Annotated in this window: 17 protein-coding genes; 5 read left to right on the forward strand and 12 right to left on the reverse strand. The window is 73.4% G+C overall.

The features are described 5' to 3' along the window. Positions 1-104: 104 nt before the first annotated feature. Complete coding sequence (locus EDC50_RS12715; RefSeq protein WP_123770848.1) at positions 105-518, reverse strand: MerC domain-containing protein; 414 nt, start codon at positions 516-518, stop codon at positions 105-107. Between the two features lie 81 nt (positions 519-599). Here EDC50_RS12715 and EDC50_RS12720 point away from each other — a divergent pair, with 81 nt between their 5' ends. Beyond that, complete coding sequence (locus EDC50_RS12720) at positions 600-2,804, forward strand: TonB-dependent receptor (protein ID WP_123770849.1); 2,205 nt, start codon at positions 600-602, stop codon at positions 2,802-2,804. A 42-nt stretch (positions 2,805-2,846) separates the two neighbouring features. Here the strand turns inward: EDC50_RS12720 and EDC50_RS12725 are convergent, their stop codons facing one another. Further along, positions 2,847-3,731 carry a LysR family transcriptional regulator gene (locus EDC50_RS12725; protein WP_123770850.1) on the reverse strand — a complete coding sequence of 295 codons (885 nt, stop codon included), beginning with the start codon at positions 3,729-3,731 and terminating at the stop codon, positions 2,847-2,849. Between the two features lie 37 nt (positions 3,732-3,768). Then, a complete protein-coding gene (locus EDC50_RS12730) occupies positions 3,769-4,443 on the reverse strand; it encodes a cysteine hydrolase family protein (protein ID WP_123770851.1) in 675 nt (224 codons plus the stop codon). Between the two features lie 217 nt (positions 4,444-4,660). On the opposite strand from EDC50_RS12730, the gene EDC50_RS12735 reads away from it, so the two are divergent. Together EDC50_RS12735 and EDC50_RS12740 are read left to right on the forward strand one after the other, a co-directional pair. Next, on the forward strand, positions 4,661-5,104 hold the full coding sequence (locus EDC50_RS12735; protein WP_123770852.1) for a MarR family winged helix-turn-helix transcriptional regulator: 444 nt from the start codon (positions 4,661-4,663) through the stop codon (positions 5,102-5,104). Beyond that, complete coding sequence (locus EDC50_RS12740) at positions 5,101-6,318, forward strand: MFS transporter (RefSeq protein ID WP_123770853.1); 1,218 nt, start codon at positions 5,101-5,103, stop codon at positions 6,316-6,318. The genes EDC50_RS12735 and EDC50_RS12740 overlap by 4 nt, the downstream gene beginning before the upstream one ends. Before the next feature lie 188 nt (positions 6,319-6,506). Here the strand turns inward: EDC50_RS12740 and EDC50_RS12745 are convergent, their stop codons facing one another. Both EDC50_RS12745 and gltX read right to left on the reverse strand, forming a co-directional pair. After that, entirely contained in the window at positions 6,507-7,001 is a 495-nt protein-coding gene (locus EDC50_RS12745) for a transcriptional repressor (RefSeq protein ID WP_123770854.1), read from the reverse strand. Between the two features lie 91 nt (positions 7,002-7,092). Further along, complete coding sequence (gene gltX / locus EDC50_RS12750; protein ID WP_123770855.1) at positions 7,093-8,496, reverse strand: glutamate--tRNA ligase; 1,404 nt, start codon at positions 8,494-8,496, stop codon at positions 7,093-7,095. 336 nt (positions 8,497-8,832) lie between these two features. Here gltX and lpxH point away from each other — a divergent pair, with 336 nt between their 5' ends. Next, on the forward strand, positions 8,833-9,570 hold the full coding sequence (lpxH, locus tag EDC50_RS12760) for a UDP-2,3-diacylglucosamine diphosphatase (protein ID WP_123770857.1): 738 nt from the start codon (positions 8,833-8,835) through the stop codon (positions 9,568-9,570). Next, on the forward strand, positions 9,567-10,241 hold the full coding sequence (locus EDC50_RS12765) for a hypothetical protein (protein ID WP_123770858.1): 675 nt from the start codon (positions 9,567-9,569) through the stop codon (positions 10,239-10,241). The genes lpxH and EDC50_RS12765 overlap by 4 nt, the downstream gene beginning before the upstream one ends. A 21-nt stretch (positions 10,242-10,262) precedes the next feature. Here the strand turns inward: EDC50_RS12765 and EDC50_RS12770 are convergent, their stop codons facing one another. The 7 genes from EDC50_RS12770 to EDC50_RS12800 form a co-directional block, all read right to left on the reverse strand. Then, complete coding sequence (locus tag EDC50_RS12770) at positions 10,263-11,075, reverse strand: ferritin-like domain-containing protein (RefSeq protein WP_425477931.1); 813 nt, start codon at positions 11,073-11,075, stop codon at positions 10,263-10,265. Beyond that, the gene (gene purF, locus EDC50_RS12775) at positions 11,069-12,538 is read right to left on the reverse strand and encodes an amidophosphoribosyltransferase (RefSeq protein WP_123770860.1); all 1,470 of its coding nucleotides are present in this window, start codon (positions 12,536-12,538) and stop codon (positions 11,069-11,071) included. Before purF ends, EDC50_RS12770 begins: the two co-directional genes overlap by 7 nt. Before the next feature lie 24 nt (positions 12,539-12,562). Continuing rightward, positions 12,563-13,303: a CvpA family protein gene (locus EDC50_RS12780; protein ID WP_123770861.1), complete on the reverse strand. Its 741-nt coding sequence runs from the start codon at positions 13,301-13,303 to the stop codon at positions 12,563-12,565. A 9-nt stretch (positions 13,304-13,312) separates the two neighbouring features. After that, positions 13,313-14,326, reverse strand: coding sequence for an SPOR domain-containing protein (locus tag EDC50_RS12785; protein WP_123770862.1), 1,014 nt, complete (start codon positions 14,324-14,326; stop codon positions 13,313-13,315). A 271-nt stretch (positions 14,327-14,597) separates the two neighbouring features. Further along, positions 14,598-15,911, reverse strand: a complete 1,314-nt coding sequence (folC, locus tag EDC50_RS12790) for a bifunctional tetrahydrofolate synthase/dihydrofolate synthase (RefSeq protein WP_123770863.1) — start codon at positions 15,909-15,911, stop codon at positions 14,598-14,600. A 36-nt stretch (positions 15,912-15,947) separates the two neighbouring features. Further along, positions 15,948-16,511: a hypothetical protein gene (locus EDC50_RS12795; RefSeq protein WP_123770864.1), complete on the reverse strand. Its 564-nt coding sequence runs from the start codon at positions 16,509-16,511 to the stop codon at positions 15,948-15,950. A 50-nt stretch (positions 16,512-16,561) separates the two neighbouring features. Further along, complete coding sequence (locus tag EDC50_RS12800; protein ID WP_123770865.1) at positions 16,562-17,203, reverse strand: histidine phosphatase family protein; 642 nt, start codon at positions 17,201-17,203, stop codon at positions 16,562-16,564. Positions 17,204-17,397: the final 194 nt, after the last annotated feature.

Raw genomic sequence — 17,397 nt, forward strand, 5'->3', positions numbered from 1 at the left:
CACGGCGCGCCACGCCCGCCCCAGGCGCCTGCAGGCACGGCCGCCCGGACGCGGCCGGGGGCGCGCGGAGGTTTCGCGCGCCGCAAGCCCGGAGCGGGCCGCGATCAATGCGCGCAGCTGGCGTCGTGGATGTGCCCGTGGTTGAGGCGCAGGTTGGCGAGGTGGGCCAGGCCGACCAAGGTGCCGCCGAAGGTCATCGCCACCGCGTGCGGAACCAGGCTCTCGTGCAGCGGCCGGTACAGCACGCCCAGCCACAGCACCGCCAGGCCCGGCACGAGCAGCGAAAGCGCGCGCAACGCGCGGTGGCGGCGGTAGCCCCACAGCGTGCTGGACAGCCCGAGCGCGGTCGCGAACAGCACGAAGCCGAACTCGAACCCGCTGCCCAGCCAGGCGGACACGCCCAGCGAGGGCAACAGCGCGATCAGCACCGGCAGCAGCGCGCAATGCGCCGCGCACAGCAGCGAGCCGAGGGCGCCGATGCGGTCGAGCAGGCTGCGCGGGCGAAGCGGAGTGGGCATGACTTCTGGGAGGGAGCGGATCCGGTACAGTTATAATATAACATTTCGCAGTTCAGGCCCTCATCTTCCCATCACTCGCCCATGACCGCCACCTCCCGCCCCCGTCCCCGCCGCCTTCCGCTCGCCCTCGCCCTGGCCATGGCGCTGCCCGCCGCCCATGCGCAGCAAGCCCAGCCCGGTCACGATCACCAGCCCAAGGACCTGGCCGCGGTCGAGGTCAAGGCGACGCCCTTCGCCGACACCGCCGAGGACCTGGCCCGCCCGGTCGAGGTGCTCGCCGGGGAGCGGCTGGACGAAGCCAAGGCCAACTCGCTCGGCGAGACCGTGAACCGCCTGCCCGGCGTGCAGTCGTCCTACTTCGGTCCCGGCGTCGGCCGCCCGATCGTGCGCGGCATGGACGGCGCACGCGTGCAGGTCCTCAGCGACGGCCTCGGCTCGGGCGACGTGTCCACGGTCAGCGTCGACCATGCGGTCAGCATCGAACCGTTCCTGGCCGACCAGATCGAAGTGCTGAAGGGCCCGTCCACCCTGCTCTACGGCAGCGGCGCGATCGGCGGCGCGGTCAACGTGATCGACGGCCGCATCCCCGAGGCGGTCACCGACCAGCCGCTGCAGGGCCGCGCCGAACTGCGCGGCAACACCGTCAACGACGAGCGCACCGGCATGTTCCGCCTCGACGCCACCGCCGCGTCGGGCAACCTCGTCTTCCACGTCGACGGCCTGCACCGCGAGACCGGCGACTACGACATCCCCGGCTACGCCGAAAGTGCCGCGCACCTGGCCGAGGAAGGCGAGACCCCGGATCCGGCGAGCAAGGGCACGCTGCCCAACAGCTTCGTGCGCACGGATGCCGGCGCGCTCGGCGTCAGCTGGGTCGGCGAACGCGGCTTCCTCGGCCTGAGCGCCAGCCTGTTCGACACCCGCTACGGCGTGCCCGGCCACGAGCACGCGCACGGCGACGGGCACGATCATGACCACGACCACGAAGGCGAGCCCGGCGAGGAGCAGGACGCCGGCCACGAGGAGGAAGGCGGCGTGCACATCGGCCTCGACCAGCGCCGCTACGAGCTGCGCGGCGGCCTGGACGACGTCGGTCCGTTCAAGTCGCTGCGCGCCAAGTTCGCCCATACCGACTACACCCACACCGAATACGAGGGCGACGGCGCGGTCGGCACGGTGTTCGACAACGCCAGCAACGAGGCGCGCTTCGAGCTCGTTCACCAGCCGCTGCTGGGCTGGGAGGGCGCGCTCGGGCTGCAGTGGGCGGAGCGCGATTTCGAGGCCGTCGGCGACGAGGCCTTCGTGCCGCCGTCGCAGTCGCGCGACGCCGGCCTGTTCTGGATCGGCCGCCGCGGCTTCGGCCCGGTCGGCGTCGAACTCGGCGCGCGCGTGGACCGCAACAAGATCGACGTCGACGACGCGGTCGCCGTCGGCCCCGATCGCGATTTCGACACCGCCAGCCTGTCGGCGGCGCTGAAGTGGGACGTCAGCGACGCGTTGCACCTGTCGTTCGGCCTCGATCGCGCGCAGCGTTCGCCGACGGCGGAGGAGCTGTATTCCAGCGGCCTGCACGTGGCCACCGCCAGCGTCGAGATCGGCGACCCGGACCTGGACGTGGAGACCGCCAACCGCGCCGAGATCGGCCTGCACTGGCACGGCGGCCCGTTCAGGCTGGGCCTGGCGCTGTACCAGACCCGCTTCGACGACTTCATCTACCTGGCCGATACCGGCATCGAGGAGCACGACGGTCCGGTGCGGGTGTGGACCCAGGACAAGGCGCGCTTCACCGGCGCCGAGGCCGAGTTCGAGTGGGCCTTCGCCGACAACGCCAGCGGCGCCTGGAACCTGCGCCTGTTCGGCGACGTGGTGCGCGGCGAGCTCGACGGCAGCGGCACGCGCACGCTCGACGTGTCGGTGCCGCATGGCGACCACAGCCACGACTACACGGTCGAGCTGGCGCGCGACGGCAACCTGCCGCGGATCGCGCCCTGGCGCGCCGGCGGCGAGGTGCGCTGGGAACTGGGCTCGTGGCGCGCCTCGCTCGGCGCGGTGCGCTACGCGCGGCAGGACCGGGTGGCGCAGTTCGAGAGCGAGACGCCGGGCTACACCCTGGTCGACGCGCACCTGGCCTGGCACCAGGACACCGCCGCCGGCAACGCCTGGGAGGTGTTCCTGGACGGCAGCAACCTGCTCGACGAGGAGGCGCGGCCGCATACCTCGTTCCTGCGCGACGTCGCCCCGCTGCCCGGCCGCGGCGTGGCCTTCGGCGTGCGCATGTTCTTCTGAACCGGCGTACGCCCCGGGCGCGGCCGGCCAGGTCCGGCCGCGTCACGGCGCGGCTCGGTAGTACTCCGCCATGTGCTCGACGAAGGCCCGCACCTTCAGCGGCGGATGCCGCGCGTGCGGGTACAGCGCGTAGTAGTGGCGCACGCCGAAGGCGTGCTCGGGCAACACCCTCAGCAGGCGCCCGCCGGCGATGTCGCCGGCCACGGTCTTGGCCGTGAACGCGGCGATGCCGATGCCGGCCAGCGCCGCCGCGTGCAGGGCCGCGATCGTGTCCACCTGCAGCCCCGGCTCCGCCTGCGTGCGGCCGCGGCCGGCCCCGTCCGGCGGTTCGTACCCGGCGTCGTCGCGATAGCGCAGCATCCGGTGCTGCGCCAGCTCCGCCACGCTCCGCGGCAGTCCCTGGCGACTCACGTACGACGGCGACGCCACCAGCACCCGTTCCGATGCGGCCAGGCGCCGCGCCACCAGCGGCAGGTCGGGGATGCCCTCGCTGATCCGCAACGCCACGTCGAAGCGGCTGCCGCCCATCTCGACGAAGCGGTCGTCGCAGGACAGCTCCAGGCGCACGTCCGGATAGCGCGCCAGGAAGCCGGGCAGCCACCCCTCCAGTTCGAGCGTGCCGACCACCAGCGGGACGCTGACCCGAAGCAGCCCGCTCGGCTGCCTGTGCTCCTCGGCCACCGAGCGCATCGCGCCGTCGAACCGGTCGAGGATCTCGACGCAGGCGTGATAGAAGCGCTCCCCCGCGCCGGTCAGGGTGAGGCGGCGCGTGTTGCGGTTGACCAGCCTCGTGCCCAGCTCGGTTTCCAGTTGCCGGACCGTGCGGGAAACGGAGGAGTGGGTCGTGCCCAGGCGCCCGGCCGCCGCGGAGAAGCCGCGCGCCTCGGCGACCGAGCGGAACACCTGCATCGCGCGGAATCGGTCCATGCGCGTATGGTCTACGTTTCCGCGCAGGCGGCAAGTCTTACCTGCGCAGCGGCAAGGCTTCGATCTGCGCGGTCGTCAGCACGTCGCCGAACGTGTCCTCGATTTCGGCCAGCGCGGCGCGGTGCAGGGAGCCGTGGTCGACGGTTTCGCCGTTCGCGCGGGTGATGTCGCGCGTCGCCGACGCGTCGGAAGCGACGATCACCGCGAAACCGTTGGGCACCGCGTCGCGCGCCGCCCCGGCGACGCAGGCGTGGGTCATCAGCCCGGCCACGATCACCGTCTCGGTGCCGGCCCGCTTCAGCCGCGCGGCGAGGTCCGTGCCGGCGAACACGCTGACGGTTGCCTTCCGCACCACCGTGTCGCCCGGGCGCGGCTGCATGTCCGGATGGAACGCCGCGGTGTCGCCGTCGACCGCGAACAACGGCGCCCCGGCCGGCGCGACGTGCTGCACGTGGTACACGGGAATCCGCGCCCGGTCGGCGAACGCGATCAGCCGCCTGGCGTTGGCCATCGCCGCCAGTCCGTCGGGAATCGGCATCTTCCCGGTGAAGTATTCGTTCTGGAAATCGATCACCAGCAGCGCGGTGCGCGCCGGGTCGAGGCGGTCGGCGGCGTGCGCGCCCGCCATGGCGCGGATGGTCGGGTGCGGACCGGCAGCGGCCGCGGGGGCCGCCATCGCCAACAACGTGATCAGGCCTGTGAACGCTTTCATTGCCGCGACTCCTCGGTGGGGGGAGGCGCAGCTTAGAAGCGCCGCGCCCGCCGTCCCATGCCGGAACCGGCACGTCACCTGTGCGCGCGGCGCACAGCTGCGCCCGCCGCTTCCGCCCGGGCGTTTCGCGGGCGCGGCGGCGCACGGCCCGGATCGGGCCGCACGTCTGCAGGATCGTGCATATGCACCCATCCGGCAAAGGTGTATATACACGCTCATGGACCCGACCCCGACCTCCAGCCCCTGCACCTGCTTCCGCCTGCGCAAGTTGGCGCGGCTGCTCAGCCAGCGCTACGACCGCGAACTCGCCCCGGCGGGCCTCAACATCAACCAGTACTCGATCCTGCGCCGCGCCAAGCGCGCGCCGGAGCCGCGCACGATCGGCGAGCTCGCGCGCGAACTCGGCATGGACCGCACCACGCTCAGCCGCGACCTCAAGCCGCTGATCGCGTCCGGTTGGGTCGCCCTGGTCGACGGCGACGACGCGCGCCAGCGCCGGGTGCGGGTGACCGCCGCCGGCGCGCGCGCGATCGAGCGCGCCCTGCCGCTGTGGCGGCGCGCGCAGGACGCGATCGGCCGCAGCCTCGGCGAGAGTGGCGTGGCGGCCCTGCACCGGCAGCTCGACCGCGCGATCGAACGGCTGCAGGGAGCGGACGCATGAGCCCGGCCGCCGCCCGCTACTGGCCGCTGGTGCTGGCCGCGACCGCGACCCTGATGGTGACGATGGGCGTGCGCCAGTCGCTGGGGCTGTTCGTCGCGCCACTCGGCCGCGACACCGGGCTCGGCGTGGCCGAGATCAGCTTCGCCCTCGCCGTCGGCCAGTTCGTCTGGGGGGCGGTGCAGCCGGTGTTCGGGGCGATCGCCGACCAGCGCGGTCCCGGCCGCGTGCTGGTCGCCGGCGGCGTGCTGCTGGCGGCGGGCATGGCCCTGGCGCCGGCGCTGCCGACCGCATGGGGCCTGCTGCTGACGCTGGGGCTGCTCAGCGCCGCCGGCGCGGGCGCCGGCAGTTTCTCGATCCTGATCGGGGCCACCGCGCAACGGATCCCGGGCGAACGGCGCTCGATGGCCGCGGGCGTGATCAACGCCGGCGGTTCGTTCGGCCAGTTCCTGTTCGCGCCGCTGGTGCAGGCGGCGATCGCGCTGGCGGGCTGGGCCGTGGCGATGTGGGCGTTGGCCGCGGCCGCGTTGGCCACCTTGCCCCTGGCCTGGCCGCTGCGGCGGCGCGCGCCGGCCGCCGCGGAGGCCCCGGCGCAGGCCCCGGCGGGCCCGGCCCTGGGCGAACAGCTGCGCATCGCCGTGCGCGACCGCAGCTACTGGATGCTGCATGCCGGCTTCTTCACCTGCGGCGTGCACATCGCCTTCCTGGTCACGCACCTGCCCACCGAGATCGCGCTGTGCGGCCTGCCGGCGAGCGTGTCGGCGCTGTCGCTGGCGCTGATCGGGCTGTTCAACGTCGCCGGCAGCCTGGGGGCGGGCTGGCTGGGCCAGCGCGTGCGCATGAAGTACCTGCTCGCGGCGATGTACGCCAGCCGCGCGCTACTGGTCGCGCTGTACCTGGTCTCGCCGCCGACCCCGCTGACGTTCTACGCGTTCGCCGCCGGCCTCGGCCTGACCTGGCTGGCGACGGTGCCGCCGACCGCCGGCCTGGTCGGCAAGCTGTTCGGGCCGCGCTACCTGGGCACGCTGTTCGGCCTGACCCTGCTCTCGCACCAGCTCGGCGGCTTCTTCGGCGCCTGGGTCGGCGGCCTGGTGCTGGAGCGCTTCGGCGGCTATGCGTGGATGTGGTACGCCGACATGGCGCTGGCGCTGCTCGCGGCGGCGGCCAACCTGCCGATCCGCGAGGCCAGGCCGCTGGCGCAGCCCGCGGCGGCGTGACGCGCCGGGGTTTCACAGGGCCGCGGGCATAGCGCGGAGGATTCCGCGCCTCGCGGCGAGCCGGCGTCGCGAATCGGCGGGAAGCCGCCGGAGGGCGCCGTCGCGCTGGCGGCGGCGGCGAACCGGCCCCGCCGCCGACGGCCGCTCGTCGGTGCCGGTCGCGCCGCAGCGCGCACCAACACGCCGCCTCAGCCGGCCTTCGCCTCCGCCGCGCACGCGCCGCAGACGCCGTGCACCTCCAGGGTCTGCGCCTGCGGGGTGAAGCCCAGCGCGCGCGCCTGGGCGTCGAGCAGCTCGACGATGCGCTCGTCCTCCAGTTCGGTGGCGGACTGGCAGCGGTCGCAGATCAGGAACGGCACCGCGTGCTGCTCGGCGCCCGGATGGTGGCAGCCGACGAAGGCGTTGATCGACGCCAGCTTGTGGATGAAGCCGTGCTCGAGCAGGAAGTCCAGCGCCCGGTACACCGTGGGCGGAGCCGCGGCGTCGTGGGTTTCCTTCATCAGGTCCAGCAGTTCGTAGGCCTTGACCGGCCGCCCGGCGTCGGCGATCAGGCGCAGCGCGTGGGCGCGGATCGGCGTCAGCCGCAGCCCGCGCTGGGCGCAGGCGCGCTCGACCTCGTGCACGAAGGCGTCGCCGTCGTGGACGTGGTGCTGGGGATCGGTGCAGGCGGGAGAGCGGCTCATGGGCGATAGATGGCGCCGGAACTGCGTCGGGGCAAGGGTAGCGCGTCCGCGCCGCCGGCGCAGGCGCGTCTCAGCCGCGCCCCGGGAACGCTCACGCCGCCGGGACCTTCTCCAGCGCGGCATCGATGCGCCGCAGCGCCTCCTCGCGCCCGGCGAGATAGACCGTATGGGCGATGTCCGGGCTGACCTGGGTGCCCGTGATCGCCACCCGCATCGGCTGCGCGACCTTGCCCATGCCGATGCCCAGCGCCTCGGCGGTGGCGTGCAGGGCCGCGGCGATCGCCTCGGCGCTCCACTCCGGCAACGCCGCCAGGCGCGCGCGCGCGTCCTGCAGCGGGGCGCGCGCGGCCGCGGTCAGGTGCTTGGCCACCGCCGCGTCGTCGTACGCGGTCAGCGGACCGAACCAGACCGCGGCGCGCTCGGCCATGTCCTTCAGCGTCTGCACGCGCTCGCGCAGGGCGACCACGACGTCGGCCGCTTCCGGCCCCGCCGCCAGGTCGTACCCGCACTGGCGCAGGTGCCAGTCCAGGTGCTTGCCGACCTCGGCCGGGTCGTCGCTCTTGAGGTACTGCTGGTTGAGCCAGCCGAGCTTGGCCGGGTCCAGGCGCGAGGCCTTGGCGTTGACGTCCTTCAGGTCGAACAGCTCGATCATCTCGCGGATCGAGAAGATCTCCTGGTCGCCGTGCGACCAGCCCAGCCGCACCAGGTAGTTCAGCAGCGCATGCGGCAGGTAGCCGGCGTCGCGGTACTGCATCACGTCGGCCGCGCCGGTGCGCTTGGACAGCTTGGCGCCGTGCTCGTCGAGGATCATCGGCAGGTGCGCGAACGCCGGCACCGGCGCGCCCAGCGCGCGGTAGATGTTGATCTGGCGCGGGGTGTTGTTGACGTGGTCGTCGCCGCGCACCACGTCGGTGATGCCCATGTCGATGTCGTCGACGACGACGGCGAAGTTGTAGGTCGGATAGCCGTCGGAACGGAAGATCACCAGGTCGTCGAGCTCGCTGTTGGCGATCTCGATGCGGCCCTTGACCTTGTCCTCCCACGCGACCGCGCCGTCGAGCGGGTTCTTGAAGCGGATCACCCGGTTCGGATCGTCGCGGTACGGCGCATCGCGATCGCGATAGGCGCCGTTGTAGCGGGGCTTCTCGCCCCTGGCCATCGCGGCCTCGCGCATGGCCTCGAGCTCCTCCTTGGTCTCGTAGGCGTAGTACGCGGTGCCGTCGGCGATCATCTTCTCCGCGACTTCGCGGTAGCGGTCCAGGCGTTGGGTCTGGTAGACCGGGCCTTCGTCGTAGTCCAGGCCCAGCCAGTCCATGGCCTGCAGGATCGCGTCGATCGCGGCCTGGGTGCTGCGTTCGCGGTCGGTGTCCTCGATGCGCAGGATGAACTGCCCGCCGCGGCGGCGCGCCTCCAGCCAGCAGTACAGCGCGGTGCGCGCGCCGCCGATGTGGAGATAGCCGGTGGGACTGGGGGCGAAACGGGTGCGGCAGGTCATGGGATGGCAGCTACGGACGCGGAAAGGCGGGATTTTACCGGCTCCGGGCAGCGCGGGCCGCAGCGCGGATCCGGCCGCCCTCGCCGGGCGAGAAGGAGGGGCGAAAGCCGGCCCATGCGTCCGCCCTTGCTCTTCGGCGTGCCACCGATCCGCCACGCGCCGGCGGAGCCGCACGGGCCTGCGCATGCCTGGGCGGCAGCGATGCCGCCGGAGAGGCCGCCGGGACGCGTCCACCGCGCGCCGCGCCAGCCCGGCCGCGGCGGCGCGCCGCGACGGCGTACAAACGCCGTGGCGGCCGCGGCCCTTTCCCGAGCCCGGCAGGCCTACAATCCCGCCATGGCCACCCTCTTCATCTCCGACCTGCACCTCGACGCCGAGCGGCCGCAGATCACCGACCTGTTCGTGCGCTTCCTGCGCGGGCAGGCGCGCGGAGCCGACGCGCTGTACATCCTCGGCGACCTGTTCGAGGCCTGGGTCGGCGACGACGACCCCTCGCCCGCAGGCTCGGTGGTCGCCGAGGAACTGCGCGGGTTGCGTTCGGCCGGGGTGCCGGTGTTCTTCATCCGCGGCAACCGCGACTTCCTGGTCGGCCCGGCCTATGCGCAGCGCGCGTGCATGCGGCTGCTGCCCGACCCGGCCGTGGTCCTGCTGTACGGCCGCCCGGTGCTGCTGATGCACGGCGACCTGCTGTGCACCGACGACGCGGCCTACCAGCAGTTCCGCGCGCAGACGCGCGACCCGCAATGGCAGGCGCGGTTCCTGGCGCAGCCGCTCGCCGCCCGTCTGGCCTTCGCCCAGCAGGCGCGCGCCGCCAGCCAGGCCCGCCACGGCGAGCTGAAGCGCAAGGCGATGCTGGAGACGATCACCGACGTGACCCCGGCCACGGTCGAGGCCACGCTGGCGCTGTACGGCGTGGACATGCTGATCCACGGCCATACCCACCGCCCGGCGGTGCACGACGTCGACGCCGGCGGCCGCGCGTGCCGGCGCATCGTGCTGGGCGACTGGTATGAACAAGGCTCGGTGCTGCGCGTGGCCGACGGCGCCTTCCAACTGGAGGCGCTCGACGCATGAACCTCAGCCTCGTCGTGCGCGTGCTGGCTCTCGCAGGCGTCCTTGCCGGCTGCGCGAGCGCACCTTCGGGCAGCGAACCGCCCAGCTTCGGAAGCCTCATCGACGCGGACGAAGACGCCGGCCCGCTGGTCGGTCAGGGTGCGCATCGCGTGCGCTTCGTGCTGCGCGATCCGCATACCGGAGAACCGCTGCCGCACCATCCCTATGCCTTCTCGCACGGATCGGTCGACCTGCCGTTCGTTGCCGAAGAAAAGGATGTCTATCAGGGCATCACCGACGGCCGCGGACGCACCGCGGTGTTCGCGTTCGATCAGCCGCCGCCGCGCGAAGGCTTCTTCCTGCGGCCGCGACTGGGCGAAGGCGATCAGGGCGAGCAGTTCCGGCTGCTTCTGCCCGGCGACGAGCCGGTCTTCGCGCAGGCGTACACGCTCGTGATCTGCACCGATCCGCCGCAGCGCTACCTCGGCTACAGCGACCGCGATGGCTACACCGCCTACGTCGCCAGCGCGCAGGCGGAGCGCGTCCAACTGTTCCTCGACCACGATCCGGACGCGACCTGCACCGACGAAGGAAAGAATGCACCCGCGGAGCATGCGGGTACGCCCGAACCGCCGTCCGAAGACAATGGCGAGGGCGAAGGGAGCGAGCCGGCGGACGACGAGCGCAGCTGAACGCGACTGCCGTGCGCCTCGCTACGACGCCGCCTGCGCCTCCAGCGCCGCCAGCTCGTCGGCGTCGAAGCCAGCCTGCAGCCGCGCCTCGGTGTTGAACGGCCCGTACAGCACGCCGCGCGCGTGCTCGGCCAGCAGGCGGCGGAAGGTGGCGCGGGCATCGAGGCCGCGCTGCGCGCAGTGCCAGCGGAACCAGCGGCTGCCGGCGGCGACGTGCGCGACCTCCTCGCGCAGGATCACCTCGAGAATGTCGGCGGTCGCGTCGTCGCCGAGCGCGCGCAGCTTGGCGATCATGCCGGGCGTCACGTCCAGCCCGCGCGCCTCCAGCACCCGCGGCACCAGCGCCATCCGCGCCAGGCCGTCGTGCGCGGTCTTCTCGGCCATCTCCCACAGGCCGTTGTGGGCGTCGAAATCGCCGTAGTCGTGGCCGAGCTCGCGCAGGCGCGCGCGCAGCATCGCGAAATGGCGCGCCTCGTCGTGCGCGACCCGCACCCAGTCGGCGTAGTACGCATGCGGCAGGCCGCGGAACCGGTACGCCGCGTCCCAGGCCAGGTCGATCGCGTTGAACTCGATGTGGGCGATCGCGTGCACGAACGCGGCGCGGCCTTCGGGCGTGCCGAAGCCGCGCTTGGGCAGTTCGCGCGGATGCACCAGCTTCGGCCGCGCGGGTCGGCCGGGCATGCGGATCGGCTCCGGCGGCGGCGCGTCCCCGGGCAGGTCGAGCTCGCCGCGCGCGAAAGCCTCCGCCGCGGCGAAGGTCGCGTCCAGCTTGGCCTCGGGCGTGGCGGCGTCGAGGCAGGCGCGTGCCGCGGCGAACAGCGAGCCGGTCACGATACGCGGCGCTTCCTCTTCGCCTCGTCCGAGCGCAGCTGGCGGATGCGCTCGAAGTAGCCCGGCTCGATGCCGGTGACGTACTCGCCGGTGAAGCAGGACGAATCGAAGTGGTCGATGCGGTGCTTGGGCCCGGACACGGCCTCCTCCAGGTCCTTCAGGTCCTGGTAGATCAGCCAGTCGCAGCCGAGGAACGCCTGCACCTCCTCCTCGGTGCGGCCGTGCGCGACCAGCTCCTCGGCCGAAGGCATGTCGATGCCGTAGATGTTCGGGTAGCGCACCGGCGGCGCCGCCGAGGCCAGGTAGACCTTGCGCGCGCCGGCGTCGCGCGCCATCTGCACGATCTGCTTGGCGGTGGTGCCGCGCACGATCGAGTCGTCGACCAGCAGCACCACGCGGTTGCGGAACTCCAGCGGGATCGGGTTGAGCTTGCGCCGCACCGATTTCACCCGCTGCCCCTGCCCCGGCATGATGAAGGTGCGGCCGACGTAGCGGTTCTTGATGAAGCCCTCGCGGTACTTCACGCCGATGGTGTTGGCGATCTCCAGCGCGGCGTCGCGCGAGGTGTCCGGGATCGGGATCACCGTGTCGATGTCGTGGTCCGGGCGCAGGCGCAGGATCTTCTCGCCGAGCTTCTGGCCCATGCGCATGCGCGCCTTGTGCACCGAGACCTCGTCCATCATCGAGTCCGGGCGGGCGAAGTAGACGTACTCGAAGATGCACGGCGTGTGCGTGCGCGGCTGCGCGCACTGGCGCGTGAACAGCTCGCCGCGCGCGGTGACCACGATGCCCTCGCCGGGGCGGACGTCGCGCAGGCGCTCGAAGCCGAGCAGGTCGAGCGCGACCGATTCGGACGCGACCGCATACTCGTCCTGGCCGTTGCTGCTGCGCTTGCCCAGCACCAGCGGGCGGATGCCGTTGGGGTCGCGGAACGCGACCAGGCCCAGGCCCAGCACCACCGCGACCACCGCGAAGCCGCCGACGCAGCGCCGGTGCACGCCCTCGACCGCCTTGAACGCGGCCTCCGGGTCGAGCGCGCGCTGGGTGTCCAGTTCGTGCGCGAACACGTTCAGCAGCACTTCCGAATCGGACTCGGTGTTGACGTTGCGGCGGTCCTGCTCGAACACTTCGCGGCGCAACGCGTCGGTGTTGATCAGGTTGCCGTTGTGGGCGAGCGCGATGCCGAACGGCGAGTTGACGTAGAACGGCTGCGCCTCGTCGGAGCCCTCGCTGCCGGCGGTGGGATAGCGGCAATGGCCGATGCCGACGCGGCCTTCGAGCAGGCTCATCGCCTGCGCGTCGAAGACCTCGGCGACCAGGCCGTTGCCCTTGTGCACGCGCAGCTTGCTGCCGTTGGCGGTGGCGATGCCGGCCGCGTCCTGGCCGCGGTGCTGCAGCACGGTCAGGCCGTCGTAGAGCTGCGCCGCGACGTCGTTGTGGCCGACGATACCGAGAATGCCGCACATGGGGTCAGTCCTGCTGGAGTGGAATCAGGGCTCGCGCGGCCGCGGGGCGGGGCCGTCGACGGCCGCGGAATCGGGTGCAATCGGTCCGTCGACGTGAAGTTCGCGCGAGGCTTCCGCCGCGCGTCCGGCCGGGCCGGCCGCGCCGGTGTCCTGCGCCTGCGGTTCGCCCAGAGAACGCAGCAGCGCTTGCGCGTCCCCGGCGCCGCCGAGCCGCGCGGCGGCATCGAGCCTGCGTTCCTGCTCGCGCCAGGCCTCCCGGGAGATGGGGCCGCCGGCGTCGAAGTCCACCTGCCGCGCCAACCCCTCCGGCAGCAGGCCGCCCAGCCAGCGCGCGCCGGGCTCGAACACCGGCACCACCTGCGCGCGCTGCCACTGCGGCCCGGCCGGCAGCGAGGTGAAGCCCAGCAGCAGCACCAGCACGCAGGCCAGCAGCGCGCCGCGCACCAGCCCGAGCAGCAGCCCGAGGCCGCGGTCGACGCCGGACAGGCCGACCGTGGCCAGCAGCCGGCGGATGAACCAGCTCAGCAGCATCACCGCGGCCATCACCGCGGCGAAGCTGAGCAGATAACCCGCGGCCACGTGGCCGAACCCGGGCGCGGCGTCGCCGGACAGCAACGTCGCCGCCTCGCCGCCGAACCAGTACGCCGCCGCGCCGGCGAGCAGCCAGGACAGCAGCGACAGCACCACCCCGACGAAGCCGCGCATCAGACCGAGCAGCGCCGACAGGGCGACGATCGCCAGCAGCACCCAGTCCAGGCCGGTCATCGTCGCGCCTCAGGGATGCGGCCGGACGATGCCGCTCATGCCCAGCCGCGCCGCGACCTGGGCCTTGAGCTGGTCCGCCTCGGCGCGGCTCACCACCGGGCCGATCCGGACCCGGCTGAGCGCGCCCTTGTCGGTATTGACCTGTTCGACGAAGGCGCTGAAACCGGCGGCGCGGGCGCGATCGCGCAGTTTGGTGGCGTCGGCGGCATTCGCGAACGCGCCGAGCTGCACCGCGAAGCCGACCGAGGACGCGGCCGGCCTGGCCGGCGCCGAAGCGACGCTGGCCGGCTTCGCGGGGGCGGGAGTCGCGCCCGGCTTGCCCGGCTCGGTGGCCTTGGCGCTCGCGGCGGGCTTGCTCTCGCGCAGCGGCTCGGGCCTGGCCGGCTCGGCCGCCGCCAGCGGCTGCGCCGTGGAAGCGGAGGCGGGCGCGGCCTGCGGCGGCGCCGCGGCGTCGGCGTCCAGCGCCACGACCTTGGCGCCGACGTCGTCGCGCACCCGCGCCGAATGCAGGCGCGCGGTCTCGGCATCGGCGCGGGTCGCATAGGGGCCGATGCGCACGCGGTACACGGTGCGTCCGGCGGGCGAAGCCGCGGTCTCCTGGTAACCGGGCAGCTGCGCCGCGCGCAGCGCCTCGACCACCCGCGCCGCGTCGGCGGCGGTGGCGTAGCTGCCGAAGCTCACCGCGTAGTCGCCGCCGGCCGCGGTCGCGGGCAGCATCGCGTCGGCCGCAGCGGGGGCCGGGGCCGCCGCCGCGCCGGCGTCGACCGTCGGCAGCTTGCCGTCGGCCTCGCCCGCGGGCGTCTGCAAGCCGACCGCGCCGCCCTGCGGCGCCTCGCCCGGCGTCACCAGCGGCAGTTCCTGGGTCTTGAAGCGGCCGTCGTCCGGCGCCGGCGGCAGTTCCAGCGGGACGTCGGAGGCGCCGCTTTCGGGCGCCGGCCCCTTGATCAGCATCGGCAGGAAAATCACCGCGAGCGCGATCAGCACCGAAGCGCCGATCAATCGCTGTTTCAGGGCAGGTTCCATCGGGTCTCGCACGCCGCCGGCGAATCGCCGCGCGCAATTATACCCCGCCCTCCCCGCGGCCCCGGGACGCGACCGAACCGGTTCAGTCGGCGCACCGGAACGTGACCGCCGCGCGGCGCACGCGGCGTGGGGCGCGTGCAATGCGGCTCCGGTCGACGATCGCGGCGGCGCGAGCGCCTTCCCGGGTCGCGGCACCCGGCGCGCGCGGCCCATCGCTGGACGCGTCCTGGTCGATTTGCGCCCCGCGAACGGCCAGGCCGCCCGAGCCGGTTCAGGCGGGCGCCGGCGCGCGCGCCTCGCCCAGCCAGCGCAGGGCCGCGGCGGCGGTGTGGAACGAGCCGAACGCCAGCACGCGGTCGCCCGGCCGCGCACGCGCGCAGGCCGCCTGCAGCGCCTGCGCCACGTCGGCGTGGCGGGCGCCGGTCGCGGCGGCGGTCAGCGTCAGCCGCTGCGCGAACACGTCCACCGCCTGGCCGCGCGGTCCCGCGTCTTCGAGGCCGGCCAGATGCCAATGCGCGACCTCGCCGGCCAGCGCCTCGACCACGCCGGCCGCATCCTTGTCGGCCAGCGCCGCGTACACCGCGTGCACTTCGCCGCGCGCGGGCGCCGCGCGCAGCCAGGCGGCGAGCTCGCGCGCGGCCTGCGGGTTGTGGCCGACGTCGACCACCACCTCGACGCCGTCGCGCTCGAACCGCTGCAACCGGCCGCGCACGTGCGCGCGCAACACGCCCTCGGCGTAGGCCGGCTCGGGCAGGGCCGCATCGAGCGCGCGCAGCGCGGCGATCGCGACCGCGGCGTTGCGCAGCTGCGCCGGCGCGAGCAGCCGCGGCATCGGCAGCTCGATCTGGTAGCCGACCTCGCGCCAGCGCCAGCGCTGCGCGCCGGCCGCGTCGGCGACCGGCTCGCAGAAGAAGTCGTTGCCGATGCGCCAGGCCGAGGCGCCGATCGCGTAGGCATGCCGCAGCACGCTCGAGGGCGGATCGTCGTCGCCCAGCACCAGCGGCTTCCACGGCCGGGCGATGCCGGCCTTCTCCGCGCCGATCGCCTCGCGGTCCTCGCCCAGCCAGTCCTGGTGGTCGAGGTCGACGGTGGTGATCACGGCGACGTCGGCGTCGACCAGGTTGGTCGCGTCCAGGCGCCCGCCGAGACCGACCTCCAGCACCGCCAGATCGAGCCCGGCGCGCTCGAACAGCCACAGCGCCGCCAGCGTGCCGTATTCGAAATAGGTCAGCGGCACCGCGTCGGCGGCCCCGGCGCCGGTGCGCGCGGCCTCGACCGCCTCGAACGCGGCCACCAGCGCCGCGTCGTCGACCTCGGCGCCGTCGATGCGCACGCGCTCGTTGTAGGCCAGCAGGTGCGGCGAGGTGTAGGCGCCGACCTTCCAGCCGGCGGCGCGCGCGATCGCCTCGACGAAGGCGACCGTCGAGCCCTTGCCGTTGGTGCCGCCGACGGTGATCACCCGCGTCGCCGGCCGCCCCAGTCCGAGCCGCAGCGCCACCGCGCGGATGCGCTCCAGCCCCATGTCGATCGACTGGGGGTGGAGGCGTTCGATGTAGGCGAGCCAGTCGGCGAGCGTGCGGGTCATCCGCGCATTATCCAACAGCCCCGGCGGCGGCCGCGCTCAGTCCGGCCCCAGCACTTCGATGCGGGCGACGTGGTGGCCGATCCAGCTGCGCCGGCCGTGCAGCACCACCCGCAGCGGCTGGTCCGGATAGCGCCGGTAGACCGCCGGGTCCAGGCACAGGAAGTGCGGAAACGAGCCGGCGACGGCAGGGCCGGTCAGGCGGTGGTCGCAGGAGCGCCGGCTGTGGACGTATTCGCTGCGCATCCGTGTTTCCCAGCGATACGGCTCGCCGAACGCCTGGCTGACCAGCGGGCCCGCGCCCTTCACCGCCAGCCAGCTGAGCAACGCCAGCATCAGCGGCAGCGCCGCGACGCCGAGCCAGGCCTTGGGGCCGTCGATGCGCAGGGTGCCGCGACTGGCGCCGAAGCCGAGCACCGCCAACGTCAGCGCGGCGCCGACCGAGAAGATCATGATCGGCCCGCTGCGCCCGGTCAGCGGCTCGGCCGGCACGAAGTCGGTGAACAGGCCAAAGATCGCCAGGCCGAGGAAGGCGAATACCGGCGCCAGCACGCGCAGGTCGTGCCGCCGTGCGCGGCCGCGCCGCGCCGAGTCGCGATCCATCCGTGGATTCCCCTTTCAGTTTTTTTGAGCCAAGCGCCCGGGTCGGGCGCTCACAGCGCGCGGTGCACCGCTTCGCCGAAGAACGGGGTGTGGTGGCTGCAGTCGTTCAGCCGCACCACTTCCAGGTGGTCGACGTCGGGGCCCTCGAGCAGGTTCAGCGTGGTCGGCGCCTGGCGGAAGCTCCACAGCCGGCCCAGCGGAATGCCCATCACCCGGCACAGCAGCACGCGGTTGACCGCGTCGTGGGCGACCAGCAGCAGGGTGTCGTCTTCGCCGAGGCCTTCGGTGGCGCGCGCCAGCGCCGGCCAGGCGCGGTCGAGCACCTGCTGCAACGACTCGCCCTGCGGCATCAGCACCTCGTGCGGGGTCTCGCGCCAGGCGCGCAGGCGCTCGCCGTCGCGTTCGCGGATCTCGCTGGCGAGCAGGCCTTCCCAGGTGCCGTGGGCGATTTCCATCAATCCCGGGTCGAGCGTCAGCGGCAGGCCGCGCTCGCCCAGGGCCAGCTCCGCGGTGTGGCGGGCGCGCGCCAGCGGCGAGGCCACCGCGCGGGTGATCGGCACCTCGCGCAGGCGCTCGCCCAGCGCGCGCGCCTGGGCGATGCCCACCGGCGACAACGGGATGTCTTCCTGGCCTTGGTAGCGGCCTTCGGCGTTCCACGGCGTCTCGCCGTGGCGGGCTAGCAGGATGCGCATGCGGATCGGGGACGACGGGCGGACGCCGCAGCCTAGGCAAAGCGCGCGCGCGGCACAACCGTTGCGGCCGCAACCGCCCCGCGAGCGCGCGCCGCCCCCGATCCGGTCGGCCGCGCGCGGGCGTAGCGCGCAGAGCGCAGCCGCGCCTCGTGCATTCGCGCGCGGCGCGCACGCCGTTGCAGAACCAACTCCAC

It is taken from the genome of Vulcaniibacterium tengchongense, assembly GCF_003814555.1.
GTDB classification, from domain to species: Bacteria; Pseudomonadota; Gammaproteobacteria; order Xanthomonadales; family Xanthomonadaceae; genus Vulcaniibacterium; species Vulcaniibacterium tengchongense.

Bases quoted from the DNA above. Each gene is read 5' to 3' on its own strand.
- EDC50_RS12715 (WP_123770848.1), bottom strand. From the start codon at position 518: ATGCCCACTCCGCTTCGCCCGCGCAGCCTGCTCGACCGCATCGGCGCC.
- EDC50_RS12720 (WP_123770849.1), top strand. From the start codon at position 600: ATGACCGCCACCTCCCGCCCCCGTCCCCGCCGCCTTCCGCTCGCCCTC.
- EDC50_RS12725 (WP_123770850.1), bottom strand. From the start codon at position 3,731: ATGGACCGATTCCGCGCGATGCAGGTGTTCCGCTCGGTCGCCGAGGCG.
- EDC50_RS12730 (WP_123770851.1), bottom strand. From the start codon at position 4,443: ATGAAAGCGTTCACAGGCCTGATCACGTTGTTGGCGATGGCGGCCCCC.
- EDC50_RS12735 (WP_123770852.1), top strand. From the start codon at position 4,661: ATGGACCCGACCCCGACCTCCAGCCCCTGCACCTGCTTCCGCCTGCGC.
- EDC50_RS12740 (WP_123770853.1), top strand. From the start codon at position 5,101: ATGAGCCCGGCCGCCGCCCGCTACTGGCCGCTGGTGCTGGCCGCGACC.
- EDC50_RS12745 (WP_123770854.1), bottom strand. From the start codon at position 7,001: ATGAGCCGCTCTCCCGCCTGCACCGATCCCCAGCACCACGTCCACGAC.
- gltX (WP_123770855.1), bottom strand. From the start codon at position 8,496: ATGACCTGCCGCACCCGTTTCGCCCCCAGTCCCACCGGCTATCTCCAC.
- lpxH (WP_123770857.1), top strand. From the start codon at position 8,833: ATGGCCACCCTCTTCATCTCCGACCTGCACCTCGACGCCGAGCGGCCG.
- EDC50_RS12765 (WP_123770858.1), top strand. From the start codon at position 9,567: ATGAACCTCAGCCTCGTCGTGCGCGTGCTGGCTCTCGCAGGCGTCCTT.
- purF (WP_123770860.1), bottom strand. From the start codon at position 12,538: ATGTGCGGCATTCTCGGTATCGTCGGCCACAACGACGTCGCGGCGCAG.
- EDC50_RS12780 (WP_123770861.1), bottom strand. From the start codon at position 13,303: ATGACCGGCCTGGACTGGGTGCTGCTGGCGATCGTCGCCCTGTCGGCG.
- EDC50_RS12785 (WP_123770862.1), bottom strand. From the start codon at position 14,326: ATGGAACCTGCCCTGAAACAGCGATTGATCGGCGCTTCGGTGCTGATC.
- folC (WP_123770863.1), bottom strand. From the start codon at position 15,911: ATGACCCGCACGCTCGCCGACTGGCTCGCCTACATCGAACGCCTCCAC.
- EDC50_RS12795 (WP_123770864.1), bottom strand. From the start codon at position 16,511: ATGGATCGCGACTCGGCGCGGCGCGGCCGCGCACGGCGGCACGACCTG.
- EDC50_RS12800 (WP_123770865.1), bottom strand. From the start codon at position 17,203: ATGCGCATCCTGCTAGCCCGCCACGGCGAGACGCCGTGGAACGCCGAA.